Below are 18,321 nucleotides of genomic sequence, written 5' to 3' on the forward strand. Positions count from 1 at the left end.
GGAGGTCGGAGGCCAGCGCTACCATCGCCGTTGACGTGCCCGTCACTCGAGGGAGAGCAGCGCGATGGAGGAGACGATCCAGCCGGCCGAGGAGGTCGTGGAGGCGATGCCCGAGGTCCTCGCGCTGGCGGAGGGCTTCACCGGCGCGACGCGCGAGCAGTGGGAGGCCCAGGTCGTGCGCACGCTCAACCGGGGCCGCCCGGACGGGGCACAGCTCGACGCCGAGCAGTGCCTGGACCGGCTCCGCACCCGCACGATCGGGGGTCTGCAGGTCGAGCCGCTCTACACCGGCGCGGTGACCGAGCTGGGCGAGCCTGGTCGGGCGCCGTTCCGGCGCGGGTCGCGCCCTGCCGCGGGCGCGATGGACGCCTGGGACGTGCGGGCCCTGCACGACGACCCGGACGTGGCCACCACCCGCGGGGCGGTGCTCGCCGACCTCGAACGCGGCGCGACCTCGCTCTGGCTCGCGGTTGGAGATAGCGCGATTGCCGCCGCCGCGCTCCCGGACGTCCTGTCCGGCGTCGAGCTCGGCCTCGCCCCCGTCGTGCTGTCGAGCGAGGACGACCAGATCGGTGCCGCCCGCGCCCTGCTGGAGGTATGCCGTGAGCGCGGCACCACGCTCGCGCCCGGCAGCAACCTGGGGCTGGACCCGGTGGCGCTCGCCGCCGTCACCGGCAGCGAGGTGGACGTCGCCCACCTCGGCGACGTCGTCCGCGAGGCTGCCGCTCACCCGGGGACCCGGGCGCTGACCGTCGATGCGACGTGCTTCCACGACGCCGGGGCCTCCGATGTCGACGAGCTGGCGCTCGCGCTGGCCACCGGCGTCGCCTACCTCCGTGCGCTCGAGGAGCAGGGGGTGGACCCGGCCACGGCCGCGGAGCAGCTGGAGTTCCGGGTGTCGGCGAGCGCCGACCAGTTCCTCACCATCGCCCGGCTACGCGCGCTGCGGGTCCTGTGGGCGCGGGTGGGCGAGGCGTGCGGCATACCGGAGGAGCAGCGAGCCGCCCGCCAGCACGCGGTCACCTCGTGGCGCATGCTGACCCGAGACGACCCGTGGGTCAACCTCCTCCGCGCGACGACCGCGGTCTTCGCCGCCGCCGCCGGTGGGGCGGAGGCGATCACGGTGCTCCCGCACGACCACGTGCACGGCTATCCCGACGCCTTCTCCCGGCGGGTCGCGCGCAACACCCAGGTGGTGCTCGCCGAGGAGTCCAACATCGGTCGCGTCGCCGATCCCGCGGGGGGCTCGTGGTATGTCGAGTCGCTCACCGACGAGCTCGCCGCCGCGGCCTGGGCGAGCTTCCAGCAGGTCGAGGCCGCCGGGGGCGTCGCGGCGGCCCTCGCCGGTGGCACGGTGGCCGAGCTGCTCGCGTCCAGTCGCCGCGAGCGGGCAGACCGGCTCGCGCGGCGGGACGCGGCGATCACCGGGGTGAGCAGCTTCCCCGCGATCGAGGAGCAGCCGCTGGAGCGCCGGCGGCGGCCCGGGCGCGCCGAAGGCGGCCTGCCGCGGGAGCGCGACGCCGAGGTCTTCGAGGCGCTGCGCGACCGGTCGGCGCGGCACGCCGAGACGGTCGGCGCGCCGCCGACGGTCCTGCTCGCCGCCCTCGGCACCCGGCGCGACTTCGGGGCCCGCGAGACGTTCACGACCAGCCTGCTCGCCGTCGGCGGGGTGCGCGCTCACCTGGTCGAGGGGGCCGAGGGGCTCTCCGCCGAAGCGCTCGGCGACGCCCTGACCGCGACCGGTGCCCGCGAGCCGGTCGCGATCGTCTGCTCCTCCCCCGCGCAGTATGCCGAGCATGGCGCGGCCAGCGCGCAGGCTCTGCGCGACGCCGGGGCCGGACGCGTCCTCCTGGCTGGCTCTGTCTCCGAGCTCTCCAACCCAGCCGCCGAGGCGCTCGTGGACGGCACGGTGCACGCCGGCATGGACGTGGCCGCCTTCCTCGCTGACCTGCTCGACACCCTGGGGGTGGCCCGATGACCCAGCCTGACCAGAGCCGCGCCGCGAGCGCGATCCCGGACTTCACCCAGGTCCCGCTGGAGTCCACCGCGCGAGCCGCGATCTCGGACGGCGACGACACGGCATACCCGGGAGGCGGTGACGGCTGGGAGACCCCCGAGCACATCCTGGTGAAGCCGGTCTACGGTGCCGACGACCTCGAGCCGCTGGACTTCCTCGACACCTGGCCGGGCATCGCGCCCTACTTGCGCGGCCCCTACCCCACGATGTACGTCAACCAGCCGTGGACGATCCGGCAGTACGCCGGCTTCTCCACTGCGGAGGAGTCGAACGCGTTCTACCGCCGCAACCTCGCCGCCGGGCAGAAGGGGCTCTCGGTCGCCTTCGACCTCGCGACGCACCGCGGCTACGACAGCGACCACCCGCGGGTCGCGGGCGACGTCGGCATGGCGGGCGTGGCGATCGACTCGATCCTCGACATGCGTCAACTTTTCGACGGCATCCCGCTGGACCAGATGTCGGTGTCGATGACGATGAACGGCGCGGTGCTGCCGATCCTGGCGCTGTATGTCGTCGCCGCCGAGGAGCAGGGGGTGGCGCCGGAGCAGCTCTCGGGGACGATCCAGAACGACATCCTCAAGGAGTTCATGGTCCGCAACACCTACATCTACCCGCCGGGACCGTCGATGCGGATCATCTCTGACATCTTCGCGTTCACCAGCGAGCGGATGCCGCGGTTCAACTCCATCTCGATCTCCGGCTATCACATCCAGGAGGCCGGGGCCACGGCCGACCTGGAGCTGGCCTACACCCTGGCGGACGGCGTGGAGTACCTCCGGGCTGGACAGGAGGCCGGGTTGGACGTCGACGCGTTCGCGCCGAGGCTGTCCTTCTTCTGGGGCATCGGGATGAACTTCTACATGGAGGTCGCCAAGCTCCGGGCGGCGCGGCTGCTGTGGGCCCGGCTGGTGGACCGCTTCGGGGCGCAGAACCCGAAGTCGCTGTCGCTGCGCACGCACTCCCAGACCTCCGGCTGGTCGCTGACCGCGCAGGACGTCTACAACAACGTCACCCGCACCTGCATCGAGGCGATGGCGGCGACGCAGGGGCATACCCAGTCGTTGCACACCAACGCCCTCGACGAGGCGATCGCGCTGCCGACCGACTTCAGCGCGCGGATCGCGCGCAACACCCAGCTCTTCCTGCAGCAGGAGTCCGGGACGACGCGCGTCATCGACCCGTGGGGCGGCAGCGCGTATGTCGAGCGCCTCACCCACGACCTGGCGCGCGCCGCGTGGGCGCACCTGGAGGAGGTCGAGGAGGCCGGCGGCATGGCTGCGGCCATCGAGGCGGGCATCCCGAAGATGCGGGTGGAGGAGGCCGCCGCGCGGACCCAGGCCCGGATCGACGGCGGCACCCAGCCGCTCATCGGGGTCAACCGCTATCCGCTGGAGCACCCGGAGAGCCTCGACGTGCTCAAGATCGACAACGCGCAGGTGCGGCGCGACCAGCTCGCCAAGCTGAAGCGGCTGCGGGCCGACCGCGACGAGGAGGCGTGCCAACAGGCGCTCGCGGCGCTCACGGCCGGTGCGGCCGACCCGGCGGCGAACCTGATGGCGCTCTCGATCGACGCGGCCCGGGCGCACGCCACCGTGGGGGAGATCTCGGACGCGATGGAGCAGGTCTTCGGCCGCTACACCGCGCAGGTGCGGACGATCAGCGGGGTCTACCGAGGAGAGGCGATGGGATCGAGCGCGGCCGAGTCGTTGGAGCGGACGCAGGCGCTGGTCGAGCGCTTCGAGCAGGCCGAGGGACGGCGCCCGCGGATCCTCGTGGCCAAGATGGGGCAGGACGGGCACGACCGCGGGCAGAAGGTCATCGCGACGGCCTTCGCCGACCTGGGTTTCGACGTCGACGTGGGCCCGCTGTTCCAGACGCCGGCGGAGGCGGCCCGGCAGGCGGTGGAGGGCGACGTGCACGTCGTGGGAGTCTCGTCGCTCGCGGCCGGACACCTCTACCTCGTGCCGGCGCTGCGCGAGGAGCTCGACGCCCTGGGCCGTGAGGACATGATGATCGTCGTCGGCGGCGTCATCCCCGAGGGCGACATGGAGCAGCTGCGGGCCGCCGGGGCGGATGCGATCTATCCGCCCGGCACCGTCATCCCCGTCGCCGCGGCCGAGCTGGTCCGCGACCTCGCGGAGCGGTTGGGGCACGAGGAGGCCGGCGGAGACCGAGCTGGTGAGGGTGCCGGGGGCGACACGGATGCCGGGGGTGCCGCCTGCGCGGAGGGCGCCGGGGAGCAGCCGGGTGCCTAGGCCGGTCGACGTCGACGCCCTCGCCGAGGGCGTCGCGGGCGGTTCGCGCGCCTCGCTGGCGCGGGCGATCACCCTCGTGGAGTCGACCCGGGCCGATCACCGCCTGGCGGCGCGGGAGCTGCTGCGGCGGCTGGCAGCCGGGCGGGGTGCGGCGACCGGCACCGCCGATGGGCGGCCGATGGGCGACGAGTCGCGGCATACCGCGGTGGCGGTGTCCACGACCACCTCCGTGCGGCTCGGTATCTCAGGAGTCCCAGGAGCGGGGAAGTCGACCTTCGTCAACGCTCTGGGGCAGCGACTCATCGAGGCCGGGCACCGGGTCGCCGTGCTGGCCGTCGACCCCTCGTCCTCCCGCTCCGGCGGATCGATCCTGGGCGACCGGACCCGGATGGGCGACCTCGCGGCGTCCGACGACGCCTTCGTCCGGCCCTCCCCCACGGGGCTGCACCTCGGCGGTGTCGCGCGGGCCACCCGCGAGTCGATGCTCGTGGTCGAGGCGGCCGGCTTCGACGTGGTCGTGGTCGAGACCGTCGGGGTCGGCCAGTCCGAGGTCGCGGTGGCCGAGATGGTCGACACCTTCCTGCTGCTGGCCCTGGCCCGCGCCGGCGATCAGCTGCAGGGGATCAAGCGGGGGATCCTGGAGATCGTCGACGTCGTCGCGGTCAACAAGGCCGACGGGGAGCACGCAGGCGAGGCGCGAGGGACGGCGCGGGAGCTGGCGATCGCGATGCGACTGCTGCGCGGCGGCGAGGAGCGCCGGGTGCCGGTGCTGACCTGCAGCGGCCTCACCGGCACCGGTCTCGACGAGGTGTGGCAGGCGGTGCTGGCGCATCGCGAGCACCTGGAGGCGGCCACGCCCGGCGGGCTGGCGCGCCGACGCGCTGACCAGCAGCTGCAGTGGCTGTGGGCCTTGTTGCGGACCGAGCTGTGGTCGCAGTTCCGCGACGCCCCGACCGTGCGGGCCCGGTCGGCGCAGGTCGAGGCTGAGATCCGCGCAGGTCGCCTCAGCGCCGTCGAGGGAGCCGACCAGATCCTGGCGGCCTTCGCCCGCGAGGCGCCTGACCTGCCCTGGGGCCGCTAGGCCGAGGCGGGGGTGAAGGCCTCGCCTGCATACTCCACGACCTGGCCGGGGCGGACCTGGGTGCCGCGGCGGGTCACGACCTCGCCGTCCACCCTCACCTCGGCGTTCTCGATGACCATGCGGGCCATCGCCCCGTCCGGCACGACCCCGGCCAACTTGAGCAACTGACCGAGGCGGATGCTCGCGTCGCGGATCTCCACCGTCTGCACGGGGATGCCGCCCTGCTCGTCGTCGCTCTCGACGTCGACGAGGTCCTGATGCTCGGGGTGGTCGGCGAGATACTGCGGGACGAACGGGCAGGTCGGGCGCACCCGCAACCCCTCGGCCCGGGCGTGCTGCAGGGCGGTCTCCACGAGCCGACCGCCGAGCCCCTGGCCCCGCGCGGCCGGGTCCACGACCGTGTGCTGGAGGTCGATGACTCCACCCTCGAGCACGTAGGACAGGTAACCCACCGAGCGGCCCTGCTCGTCCTGGGCCTCCCAGCGGTCGCGGTCCGCGAGGTGCACGATCTGCGTCATGGCACCAGCCTAGGCCGCGGCCCACCCCTTTCTGTGACTGGCCGCGCGATATGCCGTGACCGGCCGCGCCGTATGCCGTGACCGGCCGCGCCGTATGCCGTGACCGGCCGCGCGGTATGCCGTGACTGGCCTCACGGTCTGCACGCTCGCCAGCCTGACCTGGGCACGGTGCTTGCCCAGGTCCCACGCCAGCCATCAGGACTGCCCAACCGTGCACACCAGGCTCCCGGAGCGCGCAGCCGAGGCTCTCGGAGCGAGCACACCAGGCCCTCGGAGCGAGCAGCCGAGGCTCTCGGTGCGAGGGATGACCGTCAGGCGTCCGAACCGTCGGAGTCGGACTGCTCGCCCGGCTGCCAGGGGCCACCGTCGGAGTCGGCTCCCTGCTCGCCCTCGGCCGCGCCGTCGGGTGCGGTCTGCGGGGGCTGGCCGCCCGTGCGGGGCTCGCCCATCTCCCGCTCACCCAGGCCCGGCCCACCCATCGCACTGAGTGGCTCGTCCAGCAGCGCCAGCAGACGCTCCTCCTGATCCGCGAGGAGGGCATCGACGAGAGCCTGCCGCTCGAGACCGGCGTCGTCGGCGACCTCGCCGAGCGTGCTGCCGGACTGCAACTGGGTCAGGAGCTCCTCCTCGGTCAGGCCCAGCGTCTCCGCCGCGGCCGTCAGCGCCAGGCCACCGCCCGGTCCGAGTCCCATGCCGCCGGGGCCGCCACGCATGCCGCTCTCCGCACCTGGGCCTGTCACGACCGCACCCTCGTCCTCGCCCTGTCGGTCGGCGGTCTCCGCGGCCCCGTCGGCGCTCGAGGTCACCGTGGCCGGGTCCTCGTCGGCGAGGCTGGGCAGGGCGACACCGAAGCCGACGACCGCGGCGGTCAGCGCCGATGCGCCCAGGATGGAAGCAGTAAACGTCTTCACGAGAGATCCTTCCGTCACGCCCGGGCACCGTGCCCCGGCTCGTGACTCCACGCTCCGCCGCCCCGGTATGCGCCCGCTCAGCCACACCTGTGGATCACCTGTCAGCCTCGCTCACCCAGCCTGCCCGCCCCCTCCGTCAGAGCCAGTCCACCCGGCCGACGAGCACGGCATACCCGACGAAGGCCACGACGTCGAGCAGGGTGTGCGCCACGACGAGCGGCATGACCCGCCGCGTGCGGGTGTAGAACCACCCCAGGATGACGCCCATCGCGACGTTGCCGATGAAGCCGCCGAATCCCTGGTAGAGGTGGTAGCTCCCTCGGATCAGCGCCGAGGTGAGGATGATCGTCCACGTCGACCAGCCCGCCTGCGCCCACCGGGTGAAGAGATAGCCGACCACGACCACCTCCTCCAGCACCGAGTTCTGCACCGCCGCCAGCACGAGCACCGGCACCGCCCACCACACGTCGGGCAGGTTGGCGGGCGCCACGGTGGTGTTGACGCCGAGCTCGCGCGCCGCGAGATACAGCAACAGACCAGGTATGCCGATCACGGCGGCCAGCGTGGCGCCCTGCGCCAGGTCTCGGACCGGTTGGGCGAGGTCGAGACCGAGGAACTGGTCGGGGCGGGCGATCTCGCGAGAGAGCAAGTGCAGCGCGAGCGCCACCGGGACGAGCGCCAGGGTGATCTCGGCCAGCTGATAGGCCAGGTCCAGCCACGGCCGGTCCGGCGCGGCGCTGGTGTTCATGCTCGTCGTCTGCGCCGACAGCGTCTGCTCGGCGGTGAGCTTGCGGATGATGCTGAGCACGGACCAGATCGCCGAGGCCCCCAGGCTGACACCAAGGACGAGGACCGTCTCCACCAGCAGCGTCCGGCGCGGCAGGTCGCTCGCCGGAGCACGGACAGCGGTCATGAGCCCACGCTAGGTGATGCGACATCGACTCGGATCACCCGTGGCGATCAGTCATCGTCATCGTCATCGTCGCACTCCTCCCACTCGTCGTCGTATCAGCACATGACGGGAGAGGACTGGACCGGCGCCACCGCCGAGGCCACCAGCTTCCTGGCCCCAGTGTGATCACCACGGAGGAGAAGCCGGTGAGACCCGCATGAGACTCTCTCATCTGCCCTGGTGAGCGCAGGCTCAACCGACCCCGAGGTCGTTCCGGGGGACCACGCCCGGCAGCCGGTCACGCCCCCGGTCGGCACGACCGGCGGTCGCTCACGCCTCGAAGCGGTAGCCGATGCCGCGCACCGTCGTGATGCGCTCGCTGCCGAGCTTGGCCCGCAGGTAGCGGATGTAGACATCCACGACGTTGCTGCTCCCGGTCACCTCGCAGCCCCACACGCGGTCCAGCAGCCTCGAGGACGTCGTCGCCGCGGCCCGGCCCACCCTGCTGCTCGGCGTGCTGCCGCAGCCGCAGCCGGATCCGGGCCCGCAGCTCCTCGACGCGAAAGGGCTTCGGCATGTAGTCCTCGGCACCGCTCCCCAGCCCCTGCACCGTGTCCTCCACCGAGTCACGCGCCGTGCACATGATGACGGGGACCGGCTCCTTCATGGTGCGCAGCATGCGCAGGGCGGTGAATCCGTCCATCTTGGGCAGGCCCACGTCGACGACGAGCAGGTCGACCGACCCAGAGGTCGCCGCCTCGAGGTCGGCCAGGCCGTCCCGCACCACGGTCGTCCAGTGCCCGTCGGCCCGGAGACCGCGGTCGATCACCCTGGCGATTCCCTCTTCGTCCTCCGCGAAGAGAATGTGCGGCATGGCGGCAGGCCACCCGCCGGTCACCGTCGCAGCAGCCTCTCGGGCCTCGGGACGAGTCGACGGCTCGGCTACCCCACCGTCCCCCGGGATCTCGATGGTGAACCGGGAGCCCAGGCCCTCGACCGAGTCGACCCCGGCGGCACCTCCGTCGGGAGGCACGCCGGGCTCCCAGGTCGCGGGGGCGCGCGCCGTCGTCGCTGCCCCCGTCCACCCAGGCCGTGGCGAGGACGACGACGCTCCCGGGCTCGCTGAACTTCACCGCGTTGGCCGCGAGCTGCACCACGGCCTGGATGACGCGGTGGCGGTCGAGAGGCACGCTCCCCTCGGCGTCGGCCGCGAGCTGCCACTGCCGGTCCCCGAGAGCGGTGAGCCGCTCCATGCACTCCCCGACGAGCTCGGTCAGGTCGGTGGGCGCGGGCCGCAGGAAGTCCTGGCGCTGGGAGCGGGCCAGCATGAGCAGGTCGTCGACGAGCCGCTGCATGCGGTCCACCTCGTCCAGGAGCAGCACCCGCGTCGCGGCGACCTCGTCGGGGTCGTCGGGACGCAGCAGCTCGGCGTTGCCGCGCAGGATAGTGAGGGGTGTGCGCAGCTCGTGGGCGGCGTCGTCGAGGAACTCCCGCTGCTGGCGCACCCCCTCCTCGATCCGGTCGAGCATCTCGTTGAAGCGCTGGCCGAGCTCGGCGCCGTCGGTGTCACCCGCTGCGGTGACGTCCACGCGACGCGACAGGTCCTCCGAGCTGATCTGCGCCGTGGTCTCCCGCAGCTCGCGCAGCGGTCGCAGCAACCGGCTGGTGAGCAGCTCCTCCACGTCGGTGTAGGGCTCCCCGTCACGCTACGGACCGCTCTCCGCCAGGGCGCTCACCTCCCGCACCTCCTGCATGAGCTCGGCATCGACCCGCTCATCGGTCGAGCCGAACTGCAGCGCGAACGACAGGACCCCGGTGAGGGTCAGCCCCAGCGCCATCAGGCTCACCATCATCACCAGCAGCCGCTGGCGGACGATTCAGCCCCGACGGGCGTCGACGCTCACCTCGGCGCGCCCCTCAGGTCCCCCCGCGCGAGCAGCGCGAAGGACACCAGCCAGTGGGTGGCCATGAAGTCTCCGTCGGTGATCGCGGTCAGCACGGCGGCCTCCTGGGCGTCGGCGCCGTCCAGGAGGGTCGGCGCGGCATCTGCGTCCACCCACGATGCCAGACCGCGCAGCGCCCAGGCCCGAGACAGGGCCAGCCCCAGCAGGTGGGCCCCCTGACCATCCGTGGGGTCGAGCACCTCCGGCGGGGCCAGCAGGTGCGCGTGCTCGCCCGTCCCGAGCCCCGGCAGCACGCGGGCGACCCACCCGCGCGCCTGCTCCGGCTCGAGGACGCGCGTCATGAGCAGGGCCTCGGTCAGCGCCGCTGACAGGAAGTCGCTGCCACCCGGCTCGTGCGCGGTCGGCGCCGGACCGTCCTGCCCGAACCACGCGGTCGCGGTCCGATCGGCCGCCGCGACGACGTCCGGCCGTCCGAGCCGGTCGTAGGCATCCCGCAGCAGGAGCAGCGCGAAGGCGTCGTTCTGGTGCTTCCCGTGCCGCACCGGGTAGGCCTGCCGCGGCCACCACGCGAGCACCCGCTCGGCCACGAGGTCGGCCAGCGGCGCGAGCGCATCGGCCCACCGCTCGGCGTCCGTGTCGGTCGCGCCCAGCTCGCGGGTGACCGCCGCCAGCTGGGCGGCCCAGGCCCACCCGTAGGGGCGCTCGTAGCCCGGTCGTCGGCGCAGGTAGTCGACCTCGACGGCGACGTGCTCGCGCGTCAGCCGCTCTCCGAGCAGCGCGCGCGCCGCCGCGCACTCGGCGTCACCGAGCCGATCGGCATACCGGGTGAGAAGGGTGACCAGCGACCATTGCATGTGCACGCACGAGTGCCAGTCGAGCGCTCCGCGGAAGGCCGGGTGCAGCCGGTGGGGCACGACCTCGGTGTCGTCCGGTCCGGTGACGACGTGACCGGGCGCCCACGGGTATGCCGTGCCGATCACCTCGCGCGCGACGCGGCTCCACGCGGCGACGTCGGTGGGTGGGGCCAAGGCGGGGTGGGAGGGGCCGGGCGGGGAGAGGTCGGGCACAGGTCCATTACTACACTCGCGGTCCATGAGTGGTGAGGGCGACGGCGAGCGGCACTACTTCACGGCCCTGGGCGAGGGGCGCTATCTGCCGACCGAGCACGTGCAGGGTGCCTGGTCGCCCGACGAGCAGCACGTGGCCCCGGTGATCGGCCTGCTGGTGCACGCGCTCGAGCACGAGCACCCGCGCGAGGACCTGCAGTGGGCGCGGGTGAGCGTCGACATCCTGGGGTTCATCCGGCGCGAGGAGATGCTGGTCACCACGCGCGTGCTCCGGCCTGGGCGCACCATCGAACTGCTCGAGGCGACCGCCGAGATCGGCGACCGCGCGACGGTGCGGGCCACCGCCTGGCGGCTGGTGGCGGGCGACACGACCGCCGTGGCGGCCGAGGAGCAGGAGTCGATGCCCGGACCGGACGAGGTCCCCGCGTGGGACGGGATGGACCACTGGGACGGCGGGTTCATCCGGTCGCTGGAGTTCCGCTCCGTGCCCGGCTCGCGGCCGGGTCGTGGGCAGACCTGGGTCCGCACGAGCGTGCCGCTCGTCGGCGGCGAGCAGGCCTCGGCGCTGGCGTCCTGGGTCGGGCTGCTCGACACCGCCAACGGCACCGCTGGGCGGGAGGCGCCCCGCGACTGGCTCTTCCCCAACGTGGACCTCACGCTGCACCTGCACCGCATCCCCGAGGGGCCGTGGGTGGGGCTCGACACCCGGGTGTCGTGGGGGCCGGGCGGCATCGGCCAGACCTCGACCGTGCTCCACGACGAGCAGGGCCCGGTCGGCACCGTGCAGCAGGCTCTGACCCTGCGCCGGGCCGAGGCCCGCTGACCTTCCCGCAGCCGCACCACCACCCGCGGGGCACGCGAGATCTGAACCCGTTCACGCGAGTGTGACGCAAATCACAGTATTCGGGTGCAACGTCTGCGCTCTTCACCACGTCTAGGAAGTGTCGGCCCGGGACAGCCGACGCCCGCCCGAGGGGGCCACCACGTGGTGGAGGCGTGGGGGCGCAGGAGGGTGGGGCGCCGGATCAGGGACCGGCGCCCCACCACCTGCAACGACCCAGGTCGCTGTCCACCTGGCAGCGATACGCAGGGCCGCCGCGAGCGGCATACCTAGACTGAGGGTGAGCACGAAAGAGGTGGCTCCATGACCAGCACCCGCCACAGCACCGTCACCGCCCTCAGCGCCGCGTTGGCGCTGTCGACCCTGGTGGCCTGCGGCGAGTCCGACGGGGACGCGGGGGAGACCACCTCGAGCAGCGCCGCCGCGACCGAGTCCGCCACAGCCGCAGCCCCCACCCCGAGCGACGACGGAGCGACCCAGTCCATGGACCGACCCCTCCCCCTCCCGGCACCCGAGGACCCGATCGAGGGGCTCCCCACCGGGCCCGTTCCCGACTCCGTGCTCCAGCGCGACGACGTGCAGGCAGCCGTCGCGGCCGAGGCCGAGCGCAGCGGTGTCGCCCGCTCGACCGTCACCGTCGCGGGCTACGCCGACGTCACCTGGAACGACGGGAGCATCGGGTGCCCGGAGCCGGGCATGATGTATACCCAGGCCCTCGTCCCGGGGCACCAGCTCATCCTCGACGTGGACGGCCAGCTGCACAGCTATCACGCCGCGCAAGGCCAGGAGTTCCGCTACTGCGCCCAGCCGAGGCTGTCGACGGGCGCGCCCCGCAGTGACAGCTGAGTCCCTGACGCGGACGCCCGACGGGGAGCCTGCGGCGCTCCGGTCGGAGTGCGTCGCGCAGCGGACACGCCGGGCCAGCTCGCGCGACTTGCGCACGGGGTGCCCACTCAGCCGAAGGCCGCGGTGAAGCCGCGCTCCAGGTCGGCCCGCAGGTCCTCGACGTCCTCCAGCCCCATCGACACGCGGATGGTGCCGTCGAGGATCCCCGACGCGAGCCGGGCCTCCTCCGGCAACCGCCGGTGCGTCGTCGTGGCCGGGTGGGTGGTCAGCGACTTGGTGTCACCGAGGTTGTTGGAGATGTCGACCACCTGCAGCGCGTTCATGAACGCGAAGGCCTGCTCCTTGCCGCCGTCCAGGGTGAAGGTGACGACCGTGCCGCCGCCGGACATCTGGCGACGGGCCAGCTCGTGCTGCGGATGCGACTCCAGCCAGGGGTGGAACACCTGGGTGACCCGCTCGTGCGACTCCAGGTGGCGGGCGAGCTCGAGCGCGGTCGCGGCCTGCTTCTCCACCCGCAGCGTCAGCGTCTCCAATCCCTTGAGCGTCACCCACGCGTTGAACGGCGACATCGCCGGACCGGTATGCCGCAGCAGGGTCTGGATGGGGCCGCCGACGAGCTCGGTCGGGCCGAGGATCGCGCCACCCATGACGCGCCCCTGACCCTCGATGTGCTTGGTGGTGGAGTAGACGACGATGTCGGCGCCGTGGCCGAGGGGCCGGGAGAAGACCGGGGTGCCGAAGACGTTGTCCACGACGACGACGGCACCGGCCCGGTGGGCGAGCTCGCTGACCGCCGTGATGTCGACCAGCTCCTGCGTGGGGTTGCTGGGCGTCTCGAAGAAGACCGCCGTCGCGGGGGTGGCCAGCGCCTCCTCCCAGGCGTCGAGGTCGGTGCCGTCGACGAAGGTGCTCTCGACACCCCACCGGCGCAGCACCTCGTCGACGACCACGAAGCACGAGCCGAAGAGCGCCCGGCTGGCGACGATCCGGTCGCCCGTGGCGCACAGACCCCCGAGCGCCGTAAACACGGCCGACATGCCGGAGGCGGTCGCCTGGCAGGCCTCGGCGCCGTGCAGCACTCGCATCCGCTCCTCCAGCATGGCGACGGTGGGGTTGCCGTAGCGGCTGTAGACGAAGCGGTCGATCTCCTCCTTGAAGGCGGACTCCGCCTCCTCGGCGTCGGCGTAGACATACCCGGACGTCGGGTAGAGCGCCTCGGCCGTCTCGTCGAAACCGCTGCGCATGAGGCCACCGCGCACCGCGAGCGTGTCCGGCCGCCAGTCTGCAGGGGTGTCCATGGGGGTCCAATGTAGGTCCTCGCCAGGGCTGGAGACACACCGCCCCGACGCGATCCGGTATGCCGTCGCAGCCGCGTCATCGCAGGTCAGCGGGCTTCTCCGCAGAGTCTGCGGAGTGTCGCAGCCGCCGCCGCAGGTCTCCTCGCACGAGCGAGAGGGACCCTCAGATCCGGGATGTGGTGACTCTGTGTGGTGGTGGTGGGTGTGTGTCGCCATGACGACGCACACCCACCACGACCTCACGAGGTCACCACGCGCTCAGCCGGGCGGCAGGGCGGCTACCCCGGACGGATCGAACCGGAGGTCGACCTCATGGCCGACCTCCGGCCCGAGCTCGTCGGCGAGCGCGGCCACTCTCCCCAGCCTCGGCACGTCGACCTCGAGGTGGACGGCGTCCGAGACCGTGGTCACCCGGGTGACCGCGCCCCGCAGCGGGCCGTCGGGAGCGAGCCGGAGGGCGCTGCGCCGCAGGGCGAGGATCGGCTCGGCCACCACGGGCGACGCCCGGTCGGGGTCTGGAAGGAGGTCCAGCAGGTGGGTCGCGGCCGCCCCGGTGAGGACCGTCTCGTATCCGATGAACTCCGCCACCCCGCGGGAGGCCGGCTCGCGCCAGACCTGCACCGTCGGCCCCTCCTGGGCGATCCGGCCCACGAGCATCACCGCCATCCGGTCAGCCACGGTGAAGGCCTCGTCGTGGTCGTGCGTCACGAGCAGTGCGGTCGTCGCCGTCTCGGTGAGGATCGTGCGCAGGTCGCCGGCGAGGCGGTCCCGCAGCGAGCGGTCCAGCGAGCTCAGCGGCTCGTCGAGCAGCAGCAGCGCCGGGTCGGCCGCGAGCGAACGGGCCAGCGCCACCCGCTGCTGCTCGCCGCCGGAGAGGGTGGCTGGGCGGCGGTCGGCATACCCCGGCAACCCGACGAGGTCGAGCAGCTCCTCCACCCGCGTCCGCCGCAGCCCCCGGCCCACACCGCGCAGCCGCAACGGATAGCCGATGTTGTCGCCGACCGAGGCGTGCGCGAAGAGTTGGCCGTCCTGGAACATCAGCGCGAAGCCGCGCTCGTGCGGCGGCACGCCGACCAGGTCCTCGCCCTGCCACCGCAGCGAGCCGGAGGTGGGGCGCTCCAGCCCGGCGATCGCCCGCAGCAGGGTCGACTTGCCGCAGCCCGACGGGCCGAGCACGGCGAGGACGGTGCCCTCCTGCAGGGCCAGCGACACCCCGTCCACGGCGGTCGTGCCCGGGAAGTCGACGGTCAGATCGGTGAGCTCGAGCATCAGAAAGCACCCACCGATCCGACGCGCAGCCGCTCCACGATCCCCATGACGGCAACCGTCATGAGCGCCAGCAGCACGCTCGCGGCCAGTGCCATGCCCAGGTGGTCGGCGCCGGGCCGGGAGATGAGCTGATAGATGACGACCGGGACGGTCGGCCGGTCCGGGCGCGCGAGGAAGCTGGTCGCGCCGAACTCACCGAGCGACACCGCGAAGGCGAAGCCGGTCGCAGCCAGCAGCGGCCGGGCCAGCACCGGCGCCTCGGTCGTCCAGGCCGCCCGCCAGGGGCTCGCCCCCAAGGTGGCTGCCGCCTCGCGTTGCCGCGGGTCGACCGAGCGCAGGACCGGCGCCAGGGTGCGGACCACGAGCGGCAGCGCCACCATCGCCTGGGCGATCGGCACGAGCACCGGCGAGGTCCGCAGGTCCAGCGGCGGTCGGTCCAGGGTGATGAGGAAACCGAAGCCCACGGTCACCGCCGAGATGCCGAGCGGCAGCATGAAGGCACCATCGAGCATGGACACGACGCGCGCCCAGCCGCGTGAGCGCGGGCGGCGGGACACGACCACGGCCACGATCACCCCGAGCAGGACCGCCAGCACGGTGGCATCGACGGCGGTGCGCAGGGAGTTGCCCATGGCCTCGGTGACACTCACCCGCAGCGCGGCCGTGGCGTCGGGGTCGGTCAGCGCGCGGTAGTGCGCCAGGCCCCACGACCCGTCGACCTGCAGCGAGCGGACGACGAGACTGCCGACCGGCAGGAGCACGAAGACCAGGGCCAGCGCCGTCACCGCGAGCGCGGGGAGGTCGTGCCGACGCGGCGGCCGGGCGGCGGCTCGGGCCCCCACCCGGCGCAGCGCCTGCTCCCGCCGCGATCGGGTACGGGCCGCGACCGCCAGCATCGCCACCACGGCGACCAGCTGCAGCACCGAGAGCACCGCCGCGCCCTGCAGGTCGAGGAACTGCACCGTCAGCAGATAGATCTCGGTCTCGACGGTGCCGTAGCGCAGACCACCGAGGGTGAGCACCACCCCGAAGGCGGTCGAGCAGAAGAGGAAGACCAGCGTCGCCGCCGAGATGATGCCTGGCGCGAGGGCGGGCAGGGTGACCGAGCGCCATACCTGCCAGGGAGTCGCACCCAGGGTGGCGGCGGACTCTTCGGCCCGCCGGTCCAGCCCCTCCCACAGCCCGCCGACGGTCCGCACGACGACGGCGAGGTTGAAGAAGACGAAGGCCAGCAGGATGGGCACCCACGTGCCGTCCAGCCCGAGGCCGCCGAGCGGGCCACCGGCCGAGAGCAGGGAGCGGAACATCACGCCCACGACGACGGTCGGCAGCACGAAGGGCATGACGACGAGCGCGCGGAGCAGCCCGCGACCGGGGAAGCGCAGCCGGTAGAGCGCGAAGGCGACCGGGAGCCCGAGCACCAGCGTGAGGACCGTCCCCGCCAGCGAGCTGACGAGGGTGAAGGTGAGCACGCGCAGCGTGCGGGCCCGGCCCAGCACTTCGGGCACGGCGGAGAGGTCGAGCCGGCCCTCCGGCCACAGCCCGCGCGCCAGCATGCCGCTCACCGGCAGCACGAAGAACACGGCCAGGAAGGCCACGGGCACCAGGGTGAGCAGGCCCAAAAGCAGGCCCGACCGAGACAGGGCGGAGGTGCGCGTCATGAGCTCAGGGAGGGACCGGTCCGTCGACGGGTGCCCCACGGTGTCCCACCGTTCGACATGCTCGAACGGGAAGCTTCCTGGAACGCAGCGCCCGTCATCCGGTCGCGACGTCCGCCCACTCCTGCAGCCAGGTCTCGCGCTCGGCCTCGATCTGCTGCGGGTGCACGACGATCGGGTCCTCGGCGACCTGGGCGAACTGCGCCCAGAGCTCGGGCAGCGCCACCTCGTCGTCGACCGGGAAGACATACATCGACTCCGGGATCGCGGCCTGGACCTCCGGGCTGAGCAGCCAGTCGATGACGGCCTGCGCGCCCTCGGGGTTGTCGGCGCCCGCGAGCACGCCGGCGTACTCCACCTGCCGGAAACAGGTGTCGAGCAGCGCCGCCGTCGTCGGCTGCCAGCCGTCCTCGGGGATGGTGAAGGGCGGGCTCGAGGCGTAGGAGAGCACGATCGGCCGGTCACCCTCACCGCCGCCCGCGGTGAAGTCGACGGTGTAGGCGTTGGTCCAGTCACTGGTGACCTTGGCGCCGTTGGCCATGAGATCCTCCCAGTAGCCCTGCCACTCCCCCGGGCCGAACTCCCCGATCGTGGCGAGCAGGAATGCCATACCCGGGCTGGAGGTGCTCGCTCCCGGCGTGACGAAGAGGTCCTCGTAGGCGGAGTCGGTGAGATCCGACAGCGACTCCGGCGGCGCGATGCCCTGGTTGGCGAACCACGCCGTGTCGACGTTGACGCAGACGTCGCCGTAGTCCACGGGCGTGAGGTAGGCGTCGCCGCCGTCGGGCAGCGCGTGCTCCTCCGCGGACTCGGGCAGCGCGTCGCTGGTGTAGGCCTCGAGCGCCTCTGCGTCGATGACCCGGCTGGCGAAGGTGTTGTCGACACCGAAGACGACGTCGGCCGTGGGATTGCCGGCGGTGAGGACGACCTGGTTGGCCATCTGGCCCGCGTCGCCGGACAGCTGGATCTCGAGCTCGTAGCCCGACTGCTCCTCGAAGGCGGCGACGAGGTCGTCGGGCAAGGCGAACGAGTCGTGGGCAGCGAGCACGACGGTGCCGGTGTCCACGGGCTCGGGGACGGGTGCCGCGGTGCTCGCGCTGGTCCCGGAGTCGTCGGTCGTCGCCCCCGCGTCCGGGTCCGTCGCGCGGGGTGTCGGCTCGGCCGCGCTGGGCTCGGCGTCGCCCTCGCCCAGCAAGGTGCAGGAGCTGAGCGCGAGGGCGGCCACGGAGGCCAGGGCCAGCGGGCGGCCGCGGCCAGGCATGCGCAAGGGTGTACGGGTCATGGTGATCTGTCTCCTCATCGACTTCCTTCGCCGGTGCTAGCCGGTGCAGGTTCGAGGGTCTGCGGCGGGTGCCGCACTCTCAGCGCCGAGGCGCTCCCCTGTCGTGTGCGGTCTCGACACTAGCACCACTGTGGCAGGATCGAGCCATGGGCAACATCGTCGCGAAGCTCCTGACCACCGGTGCGGTCATCGCCGCCAGCACCATCGCGCGCAAGGCCACCGACGGCACCTGGAAGTTCGTCACGGGCAGCGACTCGCCGAGCAACCCCGAGGACCCGGACATCGACCTCAAGGAGGCCATCGCCTTCGCGGTGCTCTCCGGGGCGCTGGTGGGTCTGGCGCGCATGCTCGCGAACCGCGAGTCGAGCCGAGTCATCGCCAAGGCGAGCGGCAAGAGCTCGGAGCAGGTCGCGGACGAGACCAACTGACCCGCTAGTCTCTCCCCAGCCGCGGCCCTCCGTCGGGCCGCACCAGTTCGGTGC

15 protein-coding genes, 2 pseudogenes and 1 riboswitch are annotated in these 18,321 nt (G+C 72.8%); of the genes and pseudogenes, 6 read left to right on the plus strand and 11 right to left on the minus strand.

Annotation, left to right across the window (positions count from 1 at the left end; translation table 11 throughout):
* Positions 1 to 64 precede the first annotated feature (64 nt).
* From AC5PYY_RS02315 to meaB, 3 genes are read left to right on the plus strand one after another with little or no spacing between them, the layout of a single operon-like run.
* Positions 65 to 1,978 carry a methylmalonyl-CoA mutase family protein gene (locus AC5PYY_RS02315; protein ID WP_493898199.1) on the plus strand — a complete coding sequence of 638 codons (1,914 nt, stop codon included), beginning with the start codon at positions 65 to 67 and terminating at the stop codon, positions 1,976 to 1,978.
* Positions 1,975 to 4,272, plus strand: a complete 2,298-nt coding sequence (gene scpA / locus AC5PYY_RS02320; RefSeq protein ID WP_493898200.1) for a methylmalonyl-CoA mutase — start codon at positions 1,975 to 1,977, stop codon at positions 4,270 to 4,272. Before AC5PYY_RS02315 ends, scpA begins: the two co-directional genes overlap by 4 nt.
* A complete protein-coding gene (meaB, locus tag AC5PYY_RS02325) occupies positions 4,265 to 5,353 on the plus strand; it encodes a methylmalonyl Co-A mutase-associated GTPase MeaB (protein WP_493898201.1) in 1,089 nt (362 codons plus the stop codon). Before scpA ends, meaB begins: the two co-directional genes overlap by 8 nt.
* Here meaB and AC5PYY_RS02330 read toward each other — a convergent pair.
* The 7 genes and pseudogenes from AC5PYY_RS02330 to AC5PYY_RS02360 all read right to left on the minus strand — a co-directional run bounded on the left by AC5PYY_RS02330 (position 5,350) and on the right by AC5PYY_RS02360 (position 10,645).
* Positions 5,350 to 5,871: a GNAT family N-acetyltransferase gene (locus AC5PYY_RS02330; protein WP_493898202.1), complete on the minus strand. Its 522-nt coding sequence runs from the start codon at positions 5,869 to 5,871 to the stop codon at positions 5,350 to 5,352. The genes meaB and AC5PYY_RS02330 overlap by 4 nt on opposite strands.
* A 311-nt stretch (positions 5,872 to 6,182) precedes the next feature.
* Positions 6,183 to 6,782 (minus strand): hypothetical protein, encoded by a 600-nt coding sequence (locus tag AC5PYY_RS02335; protein WP_493898203.1) that lies wholly within the window; start codon positions 6,780 to 6,782, stop codon positions 6,183 to 6,185.
* Positions 6,783 to 6,918: 136 nt separating this feature from the next.
* On the minus strand, positions 6,919 to 7,695 hold the full coding sequence (locus AC5PYY_RS02340) for a CPBP family intramembrane glutamic endopeptidase (RefSeq protein WP_493898204.1): 777 nt from the start codon (positions 7,693 to 7,695) through the stop codon (positions 6,919 to 6,921).
* A gap of 309 nt (positions 7,696 to 8,004) precedes the next feature.
* Positions 8,005 to 8,548 (minus strand): annotated as a pseudogene (locus AC5PYY_RS02345) (response regulator transcription factor).
* A 448-nt stretch (positions 8,549 to 8,996) separates the two neighbouring features.
* Positions 8,997 to 9,356, minus strand: a pseudogene (locus tag AC5PYY_RS02350) (histidine kinase dimerization/phospho-acceptor domain-containing protein); the annotation flags it as partial.
* Positions 9,357 to 9,380: 24 nt separating this feature from the next.
* Entirely contained in the window at positions 9,381 to 9,527 is a 147-nt protein-coding gene (locus AC5PYY_RS02355; protein WP_493898205.1) for a hypothetical protein, read from the minus strand.
* Between the two features lie 47 nt (positions 9,528 to 9,574).
* Entirely contained in the window at positions 9,575 to 10,645 is a 1,071-nt protein-coding gene (locus tag AC5PYY_RS02360) for a DUF2891 family protein (RefSeq protein ID WP_493898206.1), read from the minus strand.
* Between the two features lie 25 nt (positions 10,646 to 10,670).
* Here AC5PYY_RS02360 and AC5PYY_RS02365 point away from each other — a divergent pair, with 25 nt between their 5' ends.
* Positions 10,671 to 11,468, plus strand: a complete 798-nt coding sequence (locus AC5PYY_RS02365) for a thioesterase family protein (RefSeq protein WP_493898207.1) — start codon at positions 10,671 to 10,673, stop codon at positions 11,466 to 11,468.
* Between the two features lie 321 nt (positions 11,469 to 11,789).
* Positions 11,790 to 12,332: a DUF8738 domain-containing protein gene (locus tag AC5PYY_RS02370; RefSeq protein ID WP_493898208.1), complete on the plus strand. Its 543-nt coding sequence runs from the start codon at positions 11,790 to 11,792 to the stop codon at positions 12,330 to 12,332.
* 107 nt (positions 12,333 to 12,439) lie between these two features.
* On the opposite strand, the gene AC5PYY_RS02375 is transcribed toward AC5PYY_RS02370, so the two are convergent.
* The 4 genes from AC5PYY_RS02375 to AC5PYY_RS02390 form a co-directional block, all read right to left on the minus strand.
* Positions 12,440 to 13,630 (minus strand): O-succinylhomoserine sulfhydrylase, encoded by a 1,191-nt coding sequence (locus AC5PYY_RS02375; protein ID WP_493898209.1) that lies wholly within the window; start codon positions 13,628 to 13,630, stop codon positions 12,440 to 12,442.
* Positions 13,631 to 13,888: 258 nt separating this feature from the next.
* Entirely contained in the window at positions 13,889 to 14,899 is a 1,011-nt protein-coding gene (locus AC5PYY_RS02380) for an ABC transporter ATP-binding protein (RefSeq protein WP_493898210.1), read from the minus strand.
* Positions 14,899 to 16,560, minus strand: a complete 1,662-nt coding sequence (locus AC5PYY_RS02385) for an ABC transporter permease (protein WP_493898211.1) — start codon at positions 16,558 to 16,560, stop codon at positions 14,899 to 14,901. Before AC5PYY_RS02385 ends, AC5PYY_RS02380 begins: the two co-directional genes overlap by 1 nt.
* Positions 16,561 to 16,654: 94 nt before the next feature.
* Entirely contained in the window at positions 16,655 to 17,818 is a 1,164-nt protein-coding gene (locus AC5PYY_RS02390; protein ID WP_493898212.1) for a thiamine ABC transporter substrate-binding protein, read from the minus strand.
* Between the two features lie 26 nt (positions 17,819 to 17,844).
* A riboswitch (TPP riboswitch) is annotated at positions 17,845 to 17,949 on the minus strand.
* Positions 17,950 to 17,985: 36 nt separating this feature from the next.
* Between AC5PYY_RS02390 and AC5PYY_RS02395 the strand changes: the two genes are divergently transcribed.
* Positions 17,986 to 18,267 carry a DUF4235 domain-containing protein gene (locus AC5PYY_RS02395; RefSeq protein ID WP_493898213.1) on the plus strand — a complete coding sequence of 94 codons (282 nt, stop codon included), beginning with the start codon at positions 17,986 to 17,988 and terminating at the stop codon, positions 18,265 to 18,267.
* Positions 18,268 to 18,321: the final 54 nt, after the last annotated feature.

This window comes from Serinicoccus sp. JS2-9, assembly GCF_059025165.1.